At 43.3% G+C, this 16,811-nt stretch carries 15 protein-coding genes; 12 read left to right on the forward strand and 3 right to left on the reverse strand.

The window, feature by feature from the left end; all coding sequences use genetic code 11:
* Nucleotides 1–31 precede the first annotated feature (31 nt).
* On the reverse strand, nucleotides 32–1,939 hold the full coding sequence (locus AB5706_RS19845) for a diguanylate cyclase domain-containing protein (RefSeq protein ID WP_148461793.1): 1,908 nt from the start codon (nucleotides 1,937–1,939) through the stop codon (nucleotides 32–34).
* A 346-nt stretch (nucleotides 1,940–2,285) separates the two neighbouring features.
* Here AB5706_RS19845 and AB5706_RS19850 point away from each other — a divergent pair, with 346 nt between their 5' ends.
* The 3 genes from AB5706_RS19850 to AB5706_RS19860 all read left to right on the forward strand — a co-directional run bounded on the left by AB5706_RS19850 (nucleotide 2,286) and on the right by AB5706_RS19860 (nucleotide 6,969).
* Complete coding sequence (locus AB5706_RS19850; protein WP_118581841.1) at nucleotides 2,286–2,984, forward strand: ABC transporter ATP-binding protein; 699 nt, start codon at nucleotides 2,286–2,288, stop codon at nucleotides 2,982–2,984.
* Between the two features lie 11 nt (nucleotides 2,985–2,995).
* Nucleotides 2,996–5,329 (forward strand): ABC transporter permease, encoded by a 2,334-nt coding sequence (locus AB5706_RS19855; protein ID WP_173771660.1) that lies wholly within the window; start codon nucleotides 2,996–2,998, stop codon nucleotides 5,327–5,329.
* Nucleotides 5,330–5,796: 467 nt separating this feature from the next.
* Nucleotides 5,797–6,969, forward strand: coding sequence for an NAD(P)-dependent malic enzyme (locus AB5706_RS19860; protein WP_195392210.1), 1,173 nt, complete (start codon nucleotides 5,797–5,799; stop codon nucleotides 6,967–6,969).
* Here the strand turns inward: AB5706_RS19860 and AB5706_RS19865 are convergent.
* A complete protein-coding gene (locus tag AB5706_RS19865) occupies nucleotides 6,966–7,850 on the reverse strand; it encodes an LD-carboxypeptidase (RefSeq protein WP_195392209.1) in 885 nt (294 codons plus the stop codon). The genes AB5706_RS19860 and AB5706_RS19865 overlap by 4 nt on opposite strands.
* A 210-nt stretch (nucleotides 7,851–8,060) precedes the next feature.
* The gene (locus AB5706_RS19870; protein ID WP_368365045.1) at nucleotides 8,061–8,162 is read right to left on the reverse strand and encodes a DUF6783 domain-containing protein; all 102 of its coding nucleotides are present in this window, start codon (nucleotides 8,160–8,162) and stop codon (nucleotides 8,061–8,063) included.
* Nucleotides 8,163–8,312: 150 nt separating this feature from the next.
* Between AB5706_RS19870 and AB5706_RS19875 the strand changes: the two genes are divergently transcribed.
* The 9 genes from AB5706_RS19875 (at nucleotide 8,313) to AB5706_RS19915 (ending at nucleotide 16,651) form a co-directional block, all read left to right on the forward strand.
* Complete coding sequence (locus AB5706_RS19875) at nucleotides 8,313–8,525, forward strand: FeoA family protein (RefSeq protein WP_118581835.1); 213 nt, start codon at nucleotides 8,313–8,315, stop codon at nucleotides 8,523–8,525.
* Nucleotides 8,526–8,550: 25 nt separating this feature from the next.
* Nucleotides 8,551–8,772: a FeoA family protein gene (locus tag AB5706_RS19880; protein ID WP_118581832.1), complete on the forward strand. Its 222-nt coding sequence runs from the start codon at nucleotides 8,551–8,553 to the stop codon at nucleotides 8,770–8,772.
* Between the two features lie 313 nt (nucleotides 8,773–9,085).
* On the forward strand, nucleotides 9,086–11,239 hold the full coding sequence (gene feoB / locus AB5706_RS19885) for a ferrous iron transport protein B (protein ID WP_173769944.1): 2,154 nt from the start codon (nucleotides 9,086–9,088) through the stop codon (nucleotides 11,237–11,239).
* A 205-nt stretch (nucleotides 11,240–11,444) separates the two neighbouring features.
* The gene (locus tag AB5706_RS19890; protein ID WP_243249213.1) at nucleotides 11,445–11,918 is read left to right on the forward strand and encodes a Fur family transcriptional regulator; all 474 of its coding nucleotides are present in this window, start codon (nucleotides 11,445–11,447) and stop codon (nucleotides 11,916–11,918) included.
* Between the two features lie 216 nt (nucleotides 11,919–12,134).
* Nucleotides 12,135–12,452, forward strand: a complete 318-nt coding sequence (locus AB5706_RS19895; protein WP_118581826.1) for a DUF6110 family protein — start codon at nucleotides 12,135–12,137, stop codon at nucleotides 12,450–12,452.
* Between the two features lie 204 nt (nucleotides 12,453–12,656).
* A complete protein-coding gene (locus AB5706_RS19900) occupies nucleotides 12,657–14,744 on the forward strand; it encodes a heavy metal translocating P-type ATPase (protein WP_243243715.1) in 2,088 nt (695 codons plus the stop codon).
* Nucleotides 14,745–15,212: 468 nt separating this feature from the next.
* Complete coding sequence (locus AB5706_RS19905) at nucleotides 15,213–15,500, forward strand: DUF2325 domain-containing protein (protein WP_118581906.1); 288 nt, start codon at nucleotides 15,213–15,215, stop codon at nucleotides 15,498–15,500.
* Between the two features lie 19 nt (nucleotides 15,501–15,519).
* The gene (locus tag AB5706_RS19910) at nucleotides 15,520–16,071 is read left to right on the forward strand and encodes a DUF3793 family protein (protein ID WP_118581820.1); all 552 of its coding nucleotides are present in this window, start codon (nucleotides 15,520–15,522) and stop codon (nucleotides 16,069–16,071) included.
* Nucleotides 16,072–16,228: 157 nt separating this feature from the next.
* Nucleotides 16,229–16,651, forward strand: a complete 423-nt coding sequence (locus tag AB5706_RS19915; protein WP_148461782.1) for a flavodoxin — start codon at nucleotides 16,229–16,231, stop codon at nucleotides 16,649–16,651.
* Nucleotides 16,652–16,811 lie beyond the last annotated feature (160 nt).

Here is a 16,811-nt window from a genome sequence, read left to right on the forward strand (position 1 = left end):
ATGGTGATGTCGCCAGAGGTCCCCTGTCCGTTTAGAAATCCTTCCGCTCTGCTTTTCTGGACTTTTTCACAGAATACATTTTCTCATCTGCCAGATTGATATAATCATTCAAGGGCAGATCCGGATCATCGGCAATTACCCATCCGATGCTTGCCTCAATGGGGAAGCCCATACGGCTATTGGCAGAAAACACTTCCAGAGAATCCAGAAGGGTATGAGCCAGCTCCTGTATTTTCTGTTTATTATAATCAGGAATCACGCATACGAATTCATCTCCTCCATAGCGTATGGAAACGGACTCTGCCGGACAGTGCTGCCGCAGGACGGAAGCAATGCTGCTGATAGCAAGATTTCCCATATCATGCCCAAAGGTGTCATTGATATATTTCAGGTGATCTGCATCCACAAACATGATTCCAACTGGCTGATTTTCCTGCATGCACTGATGGAAAAGAGGCATGGCAAGCTTCTCGTAAGCCATCCGGTTGTAGAGCCCGGTGAGAGAATCATGGATGTAAAGCTGAGAAAGCTGTTTATTCATTTTACGCAGGGTAAGTCTTGCATACAGGGCTTCCATGGAAGTCTGGAGTGCATTTAAGGTTTCGAACAGGAACTGATGCTCCAGAAGATAATCACAATTGGTGATGATCAGAAATCCAATCTCCCGTTCACGAAAATGCAGAGGACAGAACTGGTAAATATTTTGTCCTTTGGTAGCTTCTGTCTGTGGAAGTGAAAGAATTTCTTTCAGATTAAGCTGAAGCCGGTTCGTACCATCCAGGGGCGGGTAAACCAGTGCCATCTCCTCCGGGTATCCTTCTGTCTGATAAGTATCCTCCGGAAGCTCAGGCAGTGCATCTATATTTTCGCTCATAAAGATATCCGGGTTCAAAAACAGATAAATATTTCCGCAACCATGCTTTGTCAGCCAGTTCTGCATACGTCCTGCAAGCTCTGTGTATCCTGTACAGTCCAGGAGAACACGGTTCAGATCCATCATCCAGTTTTGCATATCGCTCTGGCGTGCTTCTGCTACAATGCGCTTGATTACATACTCTCCACGGTCAGGTGGATTCTGGGAAATACAGCCGCAGCTTTCCTGAAAAACGTAGGTGAAAGGTGCGTATATATAAGTCTCCTCTGCATTTCCATTCCAGATTTTTTCCAGCATTAAAAGGGCATTTTCCATGATATCGGCTTTGGAGAAGCCTACCGTGGTAATTCTGGGCTCATAATAGGAAGCCTTATCTTCGTTGTCAAAACCGGTTACCAGAAAATCCCCGGGAATGGAATATCCGGCTTCCTTGGCAGCCAGACAGACGCCTACAGCTGTATTGTCGTTGACACAGACAAAGGCATCTGGAAGCAGGTTTTTCTCTTTAAATGTGGAAAATGCCTGGATTCCGGTTTCAATTTCATAATTATGATGGATCACGCGCTGCTCCTCGAAAGGAATCCCATGGCGAAGAAGGGCATCCCTGTAAGCTTTGAAGCGGAGCTGATTTTCCCTGTTAAATTCTGGTCCGCCGATGAAGTTTAAGGTACGGCATCCGTGCTCTGCGATCAGGTGCTCAACAATCCGGGTAATGGCTTCGTAGTTGTCAATTCCGGAATGGTACAGTCCTGGAATCTGCTCAAGAAGAGAAATTGCTGGGATGTTGCTGAGCTTCGCGCGTTCAATTATCTCTGCAATCAGGTCTGACTGGGACACGGTGGCAAGATCCAGAAGGATGCCGTCAAATTCTGAAAAATCCGGAAGCCGTGCAATGTTATATTCTCCTGCATTATGCTTCTCATCCATACTGAAATTCCCAAAGCTCTGAAAAATATATAAATCCATATCTGACTGGTGGGCAGCCATGTAATTTCGATATCCCTGAATCCAGGTATAGGTTACATAACGTCCCCAGCCATCTGTAATAAGTGCTATTTTTTTCATGCAAAAATCTCCCGAATAACAGATTTCACAATGTTGTGAAAAACTATAAACATTGTGAATATTATATCGAATTTTTTATGGAAATGCCACATTTTCTGTGAAAAAATATGTAAAAAATTAAGAAGAAAAATTTGGTAAAGGTGATTTTTAACAAAATAATTTTCGAAAAAGCGAAAATGCAGATGTTGAGAATTATTCTCAATTCCCCTCCTTTTCATAACCGGATAAAAGAGGTATGATAAATATAAGTTAGCATAAACTAACAAAAGACAGAATGATGAATGCTTGTAATTGTTTTTTATGAAAAATGTTCATGAACGATAATGGTTTACAGGGAGGAAAAGAGATGTTTCTTGAAATTAAAGATTTGAAGAAAGGCTTTGGTTCCGGAGACAGTAGGACAGAGGTTCTTCGGGGAATTGATTTTTCTGTGGAAAAAGGGGAATTCTGCGTGCTTCTTGGACCGTCTGGTTCTGGAAAATCCACACTTTTGAACATTATCGGGGGAATTGATGAGCCAGATGAGGGCTATATTTCCATAGATGGGGAAAAAACAGGAGATATGAAGGAGAAAGCGCTGACTCTTTACCGCCGGAAGCATCTGGGATATGTTTTCCAGATGTATAATCTGATTCCCAATTTAAATGTAAAAGAAAATATCGAGGTGGGAGCATATCTTAGTGATAAAGCGCTTGATATTGATGAACTGCTTCATACGCTGGGGCTTTATGAGCACAGACATAAGCTGCCCAACCAGCTTTCCGGCGGTCAGCAGCAGAGAACGGCCATTGGTCGTGCCATTGTAAAAAATCCGGACATTCTTCTCTGCGACGAGCCTACAGGCGCACTGGATTACAACACATCTAAGGAAATTCTGCGTCTGATCGAGCAGGTCAACCAGAAGTACGGAAATACCATCATCATGGTTACCCACAACGATGCCATTAAGAATATGGCAGACCGCGTAGTGAAGCTTCGTGACGGTCAGATCCGCAAAAACTATCTCAATGAGTCCAAAGTCGCAGCTGACGATCTGGACTGGTAAGGCGGTGCGCTATGAAGAATCCATTGTGGAAACGTCTTCCAAGAGAACTGAAAAGTGATTTTGGAAAATATATTGTGATCTTTCTGTTTATGACACTGACCATAGGCTTTGTCTCGGGCTTTCTTGTGGCTGATGACAGTATGCTGGCTGCCTATGACGAAGGTTTCGAAAAATATAACATCGAGCATGGCAACTTTACCCTTTCTTCGAAAGCCAGCGAAAGCGATTTAAAGAAAATTGAAAAAAATGGAAAAGTACGAATCTGCGAAAATTTTTATCGGGATGAGGCTACAGATGCGGATCTGGATGGAGAGGAAGAGGGAACCATGCGCATCTATCAGGAGCGTACCGATATGAATCTTGTGTGCCTGATGTCAGGTGCAATGCCGTCTGCAAAGAACGAGATTGCCATTGATCGGATGTATGCAGATAATAACAAGCTGAAGGTTGGTGACAAGCTGAAAATCGCAGGAGAAGAACTGACAGTTACCGGATTTGTGGCATTACCCGACTACAGTTGTTTATTTTCCGATAACAGCGATATGATGTTTGATGCTGTAAAATTTGGTGTGGGTATTATGACCGAGGAAGGTGCGGATGCTTATGGAACAACCCATCTGGAGTACCGCTATTCCTGGCAGTATGAGACTGCACCAAAGGATGATATTGAAGCAAAAAACATGTCTGAGGATTTCCTGGAGGTTCTGGTCAAATATGGAAATGTGACAGGCTTTATCCCGGCCTATTCCAATCAGGCCATCACTTTTACCGGTGAAGATATGGGCGGTGATAAGGCTATGATGGAGGTGCTGCTGTATATTCTGATCGTCATCATTGCTTTTGTGTTTGCAGTTACAACAAATAATACCATTACAAAAGAAGCTTCTGTGATTGGGACTCTGCGTGCTTCCGGATATTCCAGAAGAGAACTTCTGTTCCACTATATTTCCATGCCGGTGATCGTAACTGTGGTTGCTTCTGCTCTTGGAAACGTGCTGGGCTACACCTCCTTTAAAGATCTCTGCGCAGGTATGTATTATGGCAGCTACAGCCTGCCGACCTATGAAACACGCTGGAATGCAGATGCATTTATATTGACCACAGTGGTTCCGGTAGTGATCATGTTGGGAATCAATTTGATTCTGATTTCAGGGAAACTGCGTCTTTCTCCTTTGAAATTCCTGCGTCATGATCTGTCTGCTTCCAAACGGAAAAAAGCTGTGCGTCTTCCGAACTTTAAGTTTTTCAACCGCTTCCGGCTGCGTATTATCCTGCAGAATAAGTCCAGTTATCTGACTTTGTTTATTGGAATCTTTTTTGCAAATGTACTGCTGCTTTTTGGAATGATGATGAAGCCGCTTCTGGATCATTATCAGGAAGAAATTTTGAAGAACATGATCGCGCCGTACCAGTATGTGCTGAATGTACCGGAGGAACCAGATGAAGATGAGAAATATACGGTTATGGGAATGTTGCAGAAATTTCTTACTCCATCTTTGAAAACCAATGAGAAGTCAGCAGAAAAATTCTGCCTGAATTCCATGAAAAATGTATTGCCAGATCAGGAAGGAGAGACCATAACGGTCTATGGAATCGCGGACGATAGTGCGTATGTAAGCGTGGAACTTCCAACTGATGGAGTTCTGATTTCTGACGGTTATGCAGAAAAGTATAAGATAAAGACCGGGGATACCGTTGTGCTGAAGGAAGCTTACGGAAGTGAGACCTATGAATTTTTGGTGCAGGGAATCTACGATTATCCGGCATCTTTGACGGTATTTATGCCGATTTCCTCCTACAGGAAAACCTTTGGGGAAAAGGAAGATTACTTTAACGGTTATTTTTCCCGGGAAAAGATCACAGATCTGGATGAGGATCTGATCGCAACAACAATTACGGAGGACGATCTGACAAAGGTCAGCCGTCAGCTGGATGTGTCTATGGGAGAAATGTTCCAGCTGATCAATGTATTTGCAGTTGTGCTGTTTGCCCTCCTGATCTATCTGCTTACCAAGCTGATCATTGAAAAGAATGCCAATGCCATTTCTATGGTAAAGATTCTGGGGTATGAGAACAGAGAAATCAACAGCCTGTATCTTACATCCACTACTTGGGTGGTGATCTTGTCCATTTTACTCAGTCTGCTGCTGTCTACCTGGACGATATATGGAATTTACGGATATCTGATGTCATCCTTCTCAGGCTGGCTGACCTTATATCTGAAACCAGCGGTTTATCCGGAGATGTTTGCGATGGGAATGGGAGCGTATGTGCTGGTAGCCTTGTTGCAATTTAGAAGGATCAAGAAGATTCCAATGGATGTGGCGCTGAAGAATGTGGAGTAAGAGAATTATAAGAAAATAGAATATTGGAGGATATTGGGACAGACTTCTATTTCTTCGGGAGTTTGCCCTGATTTATGCTGAGATTTTATTTTTGACAATACGTTTTGAGGGGCCGGGTTAATAGTAGCAGCCAGGTTGGAGTAGTGTTCTGGTTACTATTCACTGGTAACATTCCGCGAGGTGTTTTTTGTGAACGTAGTTCACAGAAAACCCGAGAAGTGCGGCGCGAAATCATGCGAATGCATGATTTCTGTGCATCGCGAAGCGCGTTGCTGTGAACGGAGTGAGCAGTAACGTGTTCTGTTTATTGAGAGATTTATTCATATTTTCATGTTGTGATTTGACGAAGTTTCGTATATACTTTCCCTTGTAGCCCAAAGTGGATATTTTGTATCCGAGCGGGACCTGCTGCGTATAATAATGAGAGCAGGTGCCCACACATTTTTTTCAGAAGAGGAGATACGAACATGGATTACGCAAAAGAATCCTTAAAGATGCACTATGAGTTAAAAGGTAAAATTGAAGTTGTTTCAAGAGCAAAGGTTGATTCCAAGGATGCTTTAAGCCTTGCTTACACCCCTGGTGTTGCACAGCCTTGCCTTGAGATTCAGAAAGATATTAATAAAAGTTATGAACTGACCAGACGTTGGAATACGGTTGCTGTAGTAACTGACGGTACCGCTGTTCTTGGCCTTGGAGATATCGGCCCGGAGGCTGGTATGCCGGTTATGGAGGGCAAATGTGTTCTGTTCAAAGAGTTTGGTGATGTAGATGCTATTCCGCTTTGTGTTCGAAGCAAGGATGTAGATGAGATTGTGCAGACCGTTCGCCTTCTGGCTGGAAGCTTCGGCGGTGTAAACCTGGAGGATATTTCCGCACCGAGATGCTTTGAGATTGAGAAGAAGCTGAAAGAGTGCTGTGATATTCCGATTTTCCATGACGACCAGCATGGTACTGCAGTTATTACACTTGCAGGTGTGATCAATGCGCTGAAGGTTGTTGGCAAGAAAATCGAAGACATTAAGATCGTTACTTCCGGAGCAGGAGCTGCCGGAATCGCAATTATCAAACTTCTTATTTCTATGGGACTTAAGAACGTTATTATGACAGACCGTAAAGGTGCAATTTACGAAGGCCGTGAGGGTCTGAACCCAATCAAGGAAGAGATGGCGAAGATCACAAACGCCAATCATGAGAAGGGCTCCTTGAGTGAAGTGATCAAAGGTGCTGACGTATTTATTGGTGTTTCCGCACCTGGAACCCTTACTCCGGATATGGTTCGCACTATGGCGAAAGATCCGATCATCTTTGCCTGCGCAAACCCGACTCCTGAGATTTTTCCGGATGAGGCCAAGGCAGCAGGAGCAGCGGTAGTATCCACAGGTCGTTCCGACTATCCGAATCAGGTGAACAATGTTCTCTGCTTCCCGGGAATCTTCCGTGGTGCCCTTGATGTCCGTGCATCTGACATCAACGACGAAATGAAGATTGCCGCAGCTTACGCCATTGCAGGCCTGGTAAGCGACGAAGAACTCTGCGCTGATTATATTCTGCCAGCAGCATTTGATTCAAGAGTGAAAGATGCGGTTGCGAAGGCTACTGCTGAAGCTGCCATTAGGAGCGGAGTGGCTAGGATCTAAAATTCTTTATATATCCGTTTGTTTTCTTCTGCGGAGAATAACTTTAAACGATGCCCGATGCGAATTGCCTTTGAATCCGTTCCATGCCCGATCAAAGGTGTTTTCGCAATGGGCGTCTTTTTTTCTGTGAATTCAAGAAGCAGTTTTGCCATATCTGGCTGACAGTTATCCGCCTCCATTTTCGTAAACGTCCCCAACAAAATCCCATTTACTTTCTTAAATACCCCCATCTGGCTCAACTGGCTTAAATAAGTCACCATCTGCGGCAGTTTTCCTCCAAAGGACTCCAGAAGCAGGATTTTCTCTCGCATATCCGGCCAGTAGGGCGTGCCAGCCAGCTTCAAAAGGCACCGTATATTTCCTCCTACTACAATTCCCTCCATATGAGTTCCCTGCACAAATTCATAAGGGAAATCATAAAGAGAAGAGGATCCCGCCAAGGTAGTATTAAGAAAGTCCGTTATCTGGGACTGGCTGTGATCGTAGGTGAGATTTCGTATCTGGTACAGGACAGAAGATTTCCCTGTTCGGGCATAAATGGCATTTATAATTGTTGTCAGATCACTATATCCCCAAAAATGCTTTTTTCCGTAAGCAATGGTCTGAAAATCCAGATAGGATAAAATCTCGTTGGCCATATCCCCGCCAGATACGTCAAAAATATCCGTGACAGAATCATCCTCATAAAATTTCATAAGAGCCCCGGCACGCTCCCTGGCAGTTCCAGCCTGTCCGTTTTCATCTCCATAAAGGTAAGGGCTAAGATCTACTTCTAGTCCGGATTTTTCCAGAATCTGCACCAACATTTTTATTGTTTCGGCCTGTTCTGGCCTAAGTCCGTTGGAACAACAGACAATCCCGATTTTGCTTCCCTGTTTCATAAAAAGTAATCCTTTCTTTTCAATAAAGTACATGTGATTTTTTTATACATGTAACTTTTTCACAGATTTTACTATCTAAAACAATGTATGAAGCATAAAAATACGCTCATTCAACACTTTTTATCTTCTTTTACATTATAAACAATAATTCCCCATAAATCCACCATTCATACTGGAGCGTGTTTGAAAAAGCATTCCCGCAGTTAATGTTCACTGGTAACGTTCCGCAATCTGTACGCCCCACTTTGCGGTATATTTTGTAGAAATTTTTTTTAGCACACTCTGGAATCTCGAAACATTTTCAAAAAGCACTGGTCAAAATTTACGATATTGCAGTGAAAAAAATGAGAAAAAAATGCAAATAAATTATTGACAGCTTATATAAATTAGAATATACTAATCAACGTAAGCAAAACATAATAATGAATAGATGTTTCTAAAGCACAAAAAAGGAAGGATGATATGATGCCGTTATCAATGGTAAACGAAGGAGAGCCGCAGGTGATTAAAAAAGTCGGCGGTAAAGAAGAAACCCGTAAATTCCTTGAAAATCTTGGGTTTGTACAGGGAGCCACAGTAACCGTTGTAAGCGAGATCAGCGGTAACATGATCGTGAATGTGAAAGATTCCAGAGTTGCCATTGGCAAGGATATGGCGAATCGGATCATGGTCTGAAATCCAGAAAAAAGGAGCAAGTATTATGAAAACATTACGGCAAGTTGGCGTAGGGCAGACTGTCACAGTGAAGAGACTGCACGGCGAAGGACCAGTAAAGAGACGTATCATGGATATGGGAATCACCAAAGGGGTACAGATCTATGTACGTAAAGTTGCACCGCTTGGAGATCCTATTGAAGTAACCGTAAGAGATTATGAACTGTCTCTGAGAAAAGTCGATGCAGAAATGATAGAGGTAGAATAAATACTGTACAGGATATAGTACTTTGCTGTGTGTACATAAGGGAAAAGTTACTGCTCACATATTTTTGAGAAACATTTTACAAATGTTGTCATATGAACAGTGGCAAAATCAGCACAGCATGAAATTGCATGTTCTGGAAGTGAACAGGCAATTTTTTTTACCTGATTGGTTAGCGAAACCTAATAAAAGGTTGAAACACTAACAAATGAAAGCTGATTAAAACAATCGGCAGCACAGGGCAACTAAAATCAGCAGAAGCTGTATATAATAAGCCCGGAAAAAGAAAATCTGGAAAGAAAGAGGAGGCATGAAAATGTCGATTAAGATTGCACTTGCAGGTAACCCTAACTGCGGCAAGACCACATTATTCAATGCACTGACCGGCTCTAACCAGTTCGTTGGTAACTGGCCCGGTGTAACAGTAGAGAAAAAAGAAGGTAAACTGAAAGGTCATAAGGATGTAACCATCATGGACCTTCCTGGTATTTATTCCCTTTCCCCATACACACTTGAGGAAGTGGTTGCCAGAAATTACCTGATCAATGAAATGCCAGATGCGATCATCAACATCGTAGATGGTACAAACCTTGAACGTAACCTGTATCTGTCCACACAGATCATGGAGCTTGGTATTCCGGTAGTTATGGCTATCAACATGATGGACCTGGTTCAGAAATCCGGAAACAAGATCCACATTGACAAATTGAGCAAAAAGCTTGGCTGCGAAGTAGTTGAGATTTCCGCTCTGAAAGGAACCGGAATTATGAAAGCTGCTGAGAAAGCAATCAGCGCAGCACAGAGCAAAAAGAAAACCGTTCCGGTTCACGAATTTGCACAGGATGTTGAGGATGCGATCAAATCTGTTGAGAATAAGCTGACAGGAACTGTTGCAGAGGCTCAGAAACGTTTCTTTGCAATCAAGCTTATCGAGAAAGATGACAAGATCGTAGAGCAGATGAAGAGCGTTCCGGATGTGTCTTACGAAGTAAAGGCTCTGGAAGATAAATTCGATGATGATACAGAGAGTATTATCACAAACGAGCGTTATGTATACATCTCTTCCATTATTGGACAGTGCTATACAAAATCCTCTACAGGAAAGAAGCTTACAACCTCCGATAAGATCGACAGAATCGTAACCAACAGATGGCTGGCGCTTCCGATCTTCGCAGTTGTAATGTGGGTTGTTTATTATGTGTCTGTAACCACTGTTGGAACTATTGTAACAGATTGGACAAATGATGTACTCTTCGGTGAGATTATTCCTCCGGCAGTTGAGTCTGCTCTGGAAGCTGTAAATTGCGCTGCATGGCTGCAGGGACTGATCCTTGACGGTATTGTTGCCGGTGTTGGCGCTGTACTTGGTTTCGTACCGCAGATGCTGGTTCTGTTCCTGTTCCTTGCATTCCTTGAGTCCTGCGGTTACATGGCTCGTGTTGCATTCATCATGGACAGAATCTTCCGTAAATTCGGTCTTTCCGGAAAATCCTTCATCCCAATGTTGATCGGTTCCGGATGTGGTGTTCCTGGAGTTATGGCTTCCCGTACAATCGAGAACGACCGTGACCGTAAAATGACAATTATGACCACAACATTTGTTCCTTGTGGTGCGAAGCTCCCGATCATTGCAATGATTGCAGGTGCATTCTTTAACAACAGCGGATGGGTTGCGACAAGCTGTTACTTTGTTGGTATCGCAGCAATCATCTGCTCCGGTATCATCCTTAAGAAAACAAAAATGTTCGCTGGCGAGCCGGCACCATTCGTTATGGAGCTTCCGGCATATCACTGGCCGACAGTCGGCAATATTCTGAGAAGCATGTGGGAGAGAGGCTGGTCTTTCATCAAGAAAGCTGGTACCATCATTCTTCTTTCCACAATCGTTCTCTGGTTTCTCATGGGATTCGGCTGGGAAGGCGGTTCCTTCGGAATGGTAGAAGAACTGAACAACAGTATTCTTGCCAAGATTGGTTCTGCTATCGCCTGGATTTTTGCTCCTCTTGGATGGACAAAAGCAGGAGAGGGCTGGAAGATGGCAGTTGCAGCCGTAACAGGTCTTATTGCAAAAGAGAACGTTGTTGCTACATTTGGTATGCTCTTCGGATTTGCAGAGGTTGCAGAGGATGGAGCTGAGATCTGGGGAAATCTTGCACAGGTTATGACTCCAATTGCAGCTTATGGATTCCTGGTATTCAATCTTCTTTGCGCTCCGTGCTTCGCGGCTATGGGTGCAATCAAGAGAGAGATGAACAACGCAAAATGGTTCTGGTTTGCAATCGGTTATCAGTGTGGTCTTGCTTATGTAGTTTCACTTTGCATTTATCAGATTGGTACACTGCTTACAGGCGGCGGATTTGGAATCGGAACTGTTGTAGCATTTGTTCTGGTTGCAGCATTCCTGTACCTGCTGTTCAGACCATATAAAGAGAGCAACAGCTTAAAAGTTAATACAAAGAGTATTGCTTAAGCAAAGTTCTTAAATAATTCAGCCTGTATCCCTTAAAGAGATACAGGCTGGAATTTTTATATAAGGGGAAATCACAATAGTATTTCGTTTTGGAAAAGAGATGTTCTGCAGCAGTGAAGGCGCGAACCGTTATGATTTCTCTTTATATAGAAATTCCAGCTCCTGGCATAAAATCACACAGAAATCAAAAAGGATGGCGATGAAAATGATGAAAAATGCAGTTGAAGAAAAAGCATATGAAAATCAGGAAGCATATCAGCGCACACAAATGCAGAAAGATATGATTTTTGAACGATTACGCGAACAGGGCTGCAGGATCACCAGACAGCGCCAGCTGATCCTGGATATTATTCTGGAGGAGGAGTGTTCCTGCTGCAAGGAAATTTATTACAAGGTGCAGGAGAAAGATCGAAATATTGGACCGGCCACAATTTACCGCATGGTAAATATGCTGGAAAAAATCGGCGCCATCAGCCGCAAGAACATGTACCGGATTTCCAGCTGTGAAGCATGCTGCCAGGAAAATGGCTGCACTGTAAGACTCAGCGATGATACTGTCTGTAAGCTGCCTTCTGAAGTCTGGAAACAGGTTGTAAGAGCTGGATTGAAAAATATGGGCTATATCGGAGATCAGGATATTGAAAGTATTGAGATGACCATGTCAAAGTGCGGGGCTTGAAATCTGGCAGTGACAGAATGAAGGCATATAAAAATAACAGTTATCTGGGGAAGAAAACTAGATTTTTTTCAAACACGCTCTAAAACAGGAAAATAATGAGAATATTTCTCGATAAGCAAAATAGCACTGGGAATTTCAGAAAAACTGATATATAATACCAAAATATTGAAAAACAATTAACAACAATAACGTTTCACTATAAGGAGGAATTTAATCATGGCAAGTTTTAAATGGGACAAGACAGGACTTTTTGCAGCAGGTGTTTTATTCGGAACTGCAGGTATCAAGCTTCTTTCAAGCAAAGATGCGAAAAAAGTTTACACAGAGTGCACAGCAGCTGTTTTAAGAGCAAAGGACTGTGTAATGAAGACGGTTACAACTGTTCAGGAAAATGCAGGTGATATCTATGCAGATGCACAGCAGATCAATGAGGACAGAAAAGCAGCTGAGGAGCCGTTTGAGGATGAGGCAGCTGAGAGCGAGACTGAGTTTAAAGAAACTGAAGAAGCTGAGACAGAGGAAACTGCTGAGTAAGATGGCAGTGAAATACATTGCAAACATATTGGGGACTGCCGTTTTTGCGACAGTCCTCTTAATTGTTGCTGTTCGTTCGAAAAGTTCTGCAGGATATTTTGGGTGAACAAATTTTACTGAAAACGCGAAGAGTGTAGCGCGAAGTGATTGTGGTGAACGTAATGAACAGTAACTCTTGCTTTGAAGAAAAAGTAGGTGAACAAGTTGAAATTTACAATTAAACATGAGAAAAAAGGGCGTATCAGAGTCCATCTTTTTCAGAAATATATGAATTTTACCCAGGCAGATACCCTTCAGTATTACCTGGAAAATCTGGATGGAGTAAAGAAGGCTCAGGTCTTTAACCGTACCAGTGATGCTCTTATTTACTACACCGGAGAGCGGAATGAACTGTTGAAGGCAATTCAGGCGTTTGGTTACAGCCGTGTCAGCGTACCGGCCCAGGTGCTGGAGAATTCCGGAAGAGAATTAAATGAGACTTATAAGGAGAAGCTGGTAAATAAAGTTATTTTCCATTACGGACGTAAGCTGCTTTTGCCATATCCATTGTCTGCAATCTATACCACTGCAATGTCTGTGAAATACATCTGGCTGGGGGTTAAGACACTCTGGAAGCGTAAGATCGAGGTTCCGGTTCTGGATGCAACTGCAATCGGTGTTTCTATTTTCCGCGGCGACTTCTCCACAGCCGGTTCTGTTATGTTCCTGCTTGGAATCGGAGAATTGCTAGAGGAGTGGACCCACAAGAAATCTGTGGATGATCTGGCACGTACCATGTCTCTGAACACTGGTAAGGTATGGCTTCGCAGTGAAGGAACAGAGGTGCTGGTGGACGCAGACAAGATTCAGGCTGGTGACCTGGTTGTGGTACATATGGGAAACGTGATCCCATTTGACGGTTTGATCGCAGAGGGCGAGGCTATGGTAAACCAGGCTTCCCTGACTGGTGAATCTGTTCCTGTAAGAAAAGTGGAAGGAAATTCTGTATACGCAGGTACGGTTGTGGAAGAGGGCGAGGCTGTCATTACTGTAAAAGCAGTTGGTGGTTCCAGCCGTTATGAGAAGATCGCAGCCATGATTGAGGATACTGAGAAGCTGAAATCCGGTCTTGAGAGCAAGGCCGAGCACCTGGCGGACAGACTGGTCCCATACACACTTGGCGGTACAGCACTTACCTATCTGCTTACCAGAAATGTAACCAAGGCTGTCTCCGTATTGATGGTTGACTTCTCCTGTGCCCTGAAGCTGGCAATGCCGGTTTCCGTACTTTCCGCTATCCGGGAGGCAGGAGAATACAAAATCACTGTGAAAGGCGGTAAATTCCTGGAGGCAGTTGCGGATGCCGATACGATCGTATTTGACAAGACTGGTACGCTTACCAAGGCAGAACCTACAGTAGCTGAGGTTGTCCCGTTTAATGGACAGAACGAAAATGAACTGCTAAGAATTGCAGCCTGCCTGGAAGAACATTTTCCCCATTCCATGGCGAAAGCTGTTGTAGACGCAGCGAAGAAGAGAAAACTGGATCATGAGGAAATGCATTCCAAAGTAGAATACATTGTGGCTCATGGTATTTCCACAACCATTGAAGGGAAAAAAGCAATCATCGGAAGCTCCCATTTTGTATTCGAGGATGAGAAATGTACCATTCCGGAAGGCATGGAAGAGAAGTTTAAAAATCTTCCAAATGAGTATTCCCATCTGTATCTTGCAATTGAAGGAAGTCTTGCAGCTGTTATCTGCATTGAGGATCCTCTCCGTGAGGAAGCTCCTGCAGTTGTAAAAGCGCTGAAAAAAGCCGGATTCAGCAAGGTGGTTATGATGACCGGAGACAGTGAACGTACAGCCAGGGCTGTTGCTGCCAAGGTCGGCGTTGACGAATATTATTCTGAGGTTCTTCCGGAAGATAAAGCAAGCTTCGTGGAAAAAGAGAAAGCAAAAGGACGCAAGGTTGTCATGCTGGGTGATGGAATTAACGATTCCCCGGCACTTTCTGCAGCTGACGCAGGTATTGCAGTAAGCGAAGGCGCTGAGATTGCAAGAGAGATCGCAGACATCACTATCGGTGCGGATAATCTGGAAGGTATCGTAGTTCTGAAGCATATCAGTGACGCGCTGATGAAGCGTATCCACAATAATTACAGAACGATCGTAGGATTTAACACTGGTCTGATTCTGCTGGGCGTTGCCGGAATCCTGCAGCCGACTACCTCAGCATTGCTTCACAATACTTCAACATTGCTGATCGGTATGAACAGTATGAAGAATCTGGTGGGCACTGAGGAAATCTGAACGGATGTGTCGCGCATTGCGGACATTGTAAAAAAATCGGGTTCTGATTGCGGGAATGATTTTTCAAACACGCTCTGCGGTAATAGTGGAACTTCTGAATATAATCAGAGAGTTAATGAGACTGTTTTTCATTAGCTCTCTTTTTTTTTGCTTAGTACTTGACAGAAATAAAGGATTAGTGTAAACTAACACCATAAAAGTTAGCATAAGCTAACCGAAGCGTAGAACTATAAAAATATATAATCAGCACATTTTACATAAAATAAAATGTAAAGGACTGCAGCAACTAAAACATATTTCAGAAGTGCAGGCGTTACTGGGAAGGTTGTAAACAGTAAACGGAAAGCTTCTAATTTTTTTAACAAAGGGTTAGAACAGACTAACGAAAATAAGGAGAAAACATTGCATGGAAGCAGGGAGGTTTCTTCATTTTCAGAAGCTTCAGGAAACCCGGAAAGGACAATTTACATGAGTATTGTAATCATCGGCGGAAATGAGAGAATGGTATGTCAGTATACCGATATCTGCAAAGACTATGGATATAAGGCGAAGGTTTTTCCAAAAGAGAACGGCGCCATCCGTAAAAAAATCGGATGCCCGGATCTGATGGTGCTTTTTACCAATACAGTGTCCCATAAAATGGTCATCAGTGCATCCCAGGAAGCAAAGAAAAACAACATTCCGGTAGCGCGCATCCATACCAGCAGCGCAAGCGCTTTAAAGTGTGCGCTGGATGAGCATGCGGTGATGGCATAAAAAAGATAAGGAGTTTATCATGATTGAGAAATGTCTCATTGAGCACTGTGCTCCCACCCTTGCTTCATTAAAAGCAGCCAATCTTTTCAATGCCTGTTGTGAAGAGGGAGAAAATATAGACCTTCAGATTTCCAGGTGGAATCAGCTGATGAATCCAAAGGGCGTGAAGCTGCTGGCACTTCGCAGTCGTGGTAACCGTTCTCTGGTTTATGTATACCGGGAAAAACAGCTGGCACAGAATCTGAATCGTCCTGGAGTTGCCCGGTTTCTGGAAAAATATGGATATGAAAATACAGAACCGGAACAGTGCCTGGCGTTACTGAAGAAGCGCTTTGAGGCATCAGAAGATTTTCCACATGAGATTGGGATTTTTCTTGATTATCCACTTGGGGACGTAATTGGTTTTATCCAGAATGGCGGACAGAATTATAAATGTTCCGGCTGCTGGAAAGTATATTGTAATGAATGTGAAGCATTGAAAATGTTTCAGAAGTACCATAAATGCCGCGAGGTTTATCGGAATCTATGGGCAAAAGGCAGGAGTGTTCTGCAGCTGACAGTGGCTGCCTGACATACAATGAAAGTCCACTATGGGTGACAGCCAAAAAGCGATAAGAGTCACGGAAAAGCTGACTTTCGTTATTAAAGTGCCAGATGTGGAGGAAACAAACATAAATAATCTCGCAGGCTGGCAATAAAATTATAAAAGAAAGAGGTTAAGAGAAGTTATGAGTAAAGTAGCAGTTGTATATTGGAGCGGAACTGGCAATACAGAGGAAATGGCAAATAAAGTAGCAGAGGGTGCAAAAGCTGCTGGTGCTGAAGTAGAAGTGATCAGCGCTGACGATTTTGACGGAACAGATATCAGCGGTTTCGACGGTGTAGCTTTCGGATGCCCTGCAATGGGAGATGAGGAGCTTGAGGATTCCGTATTCCAGCCGGTATTCGAAGCATGTGAGCCAAAGCTTGCAGGCAAAAAAGTAGCGCTCTTCGGCTCCTACGGATGGGGAGATGGCGACTGGATGCGCAGCTGGGAAGAAAAATGCCAGAACGACGGCGTTGCACTTGCTGTTGATAGTGTAATCTGCAACGAAGAGCCAGATGATGAGGCTCAGGCAGCCTGCATTGAGCTTGGAAAAGCTATCTGCTGATTGGAACTGTTTTTGAAAAAAACAGAATATAGATTATTATAACAATAATAACATTTACAGCCGCTATTAGTGCAAATAACGTATGATATGCCCCTTGTCAAGTAGACAGGTGAAATATCTAAAGGTAAGCGACAAAAATACCTACATTTCATTTTGGAGT

It is taken from the genome of Ruminococcus sp. RTP21484sp1_RTP21277st1_D2_RTP21277_210401 (genome assembly GCF_040924225.1).
Classification (GTDB): domain Bacteria; phylum Bacillota; class Clostridia; order Lachnospirales; family Lachnospiraceae; genus Blautia_A; species Blautia_A faecis.

Excerpts from the sequence above, each read along its gene's own strand:
- AB5706_RS19845 (WP_148461793.1), bottom strand. The coding sequence starts at position 1,939 with ATGAAAAAAATAGCACTTATTACAGATGGCTGGGGACGTTATGTAACC.
- AB5706_RS19850 (WP_118581841.1), top strand. The coding sequence starts at position 2,286 with ATGTTTCTTGAAATTAAAGATTTGAAGAAAGGCTTTGGTTCCGGAGAC.
- AB5706_RS19855 (WP_173771660.1), top strand. The coding sequence starts at position 2,996 with ATGAAGAATCCATTGTGGAAACGTCTTCCAAGAGAACTGAAAAGTGAT.
- AB5706_RS19860 (WP_195392210.1), top strand. The coding sequence starts at position 5,797 with ATGGATTACGCAAAAGAATCCTTAAAGATGCACTATGAGTTAAAAGGT.
- AB5706_RS19865 (WP_195392209.1), bottom strand. The coding sequence starts at position 7,850 with ATGAAACAGGGAAGCAAAATCGGGATTGTCTGTTGTTCCAACGGACTT.
- AB5706_RS19875 (WP_118581835.1), top strand. The coding sequence starts at position 8,313 with ATGATGCCGTTATCAATGGTAAACGAAGGAGAGCCGCAGGTGATTAAA.
- AB5706_RS19880 (WP_118581832.1), top strand. The coding sequence starts at position 8,551 with ATGAAAACATTACGGCAAGTTGGCGTAGGGCAGACTGTCACAGTGAAG.
- feoB (WP_173769944.1), top strand. The coding sequence starts at position 9,086 with ATGTCGATTAAGATTGCACTTGCAGGTAACCCTAACTGCGGCAAGACC.
- AB5706_RS19890 (WP_243249213.1), top strand. The coding sequence starts at position 11,445 with ATGATGAAAAATGCAGTTGAAGAAAAAGCATATGAAAATCAGGAAGCA.
- AB5706_RS19895 (WP_118581826.1), top strand. The coding sequence starts at position 12,135 with ATGGCAAGTTTTAAATGGGACAAGACAGGACTTTTTGCAGCAGGTGTT.
- AB5706_RS19905 (WP_118581906.1), top strand. The coding sequence starts at position 15,213 with ATGAGTATTGTAATCATCGGCGGAAATGAGAGAATGGTATGTCAGTAT.
- AB5706_RS19910 (WP_118581820.1), top strand. The coding sequence starts at position 15,520 with ATGATTGAGAAATGTCTCATTGAGCACTGTGCTCCCACCCTTGCTTCA.
- AB5706_RS19915 (WP_148461782.1), top strand. The coding sequence starts at position 16,229 with ATGAGTAAAGTAGCAGTTGTATATTGGAGCGGAACTGGCAATACAGAG.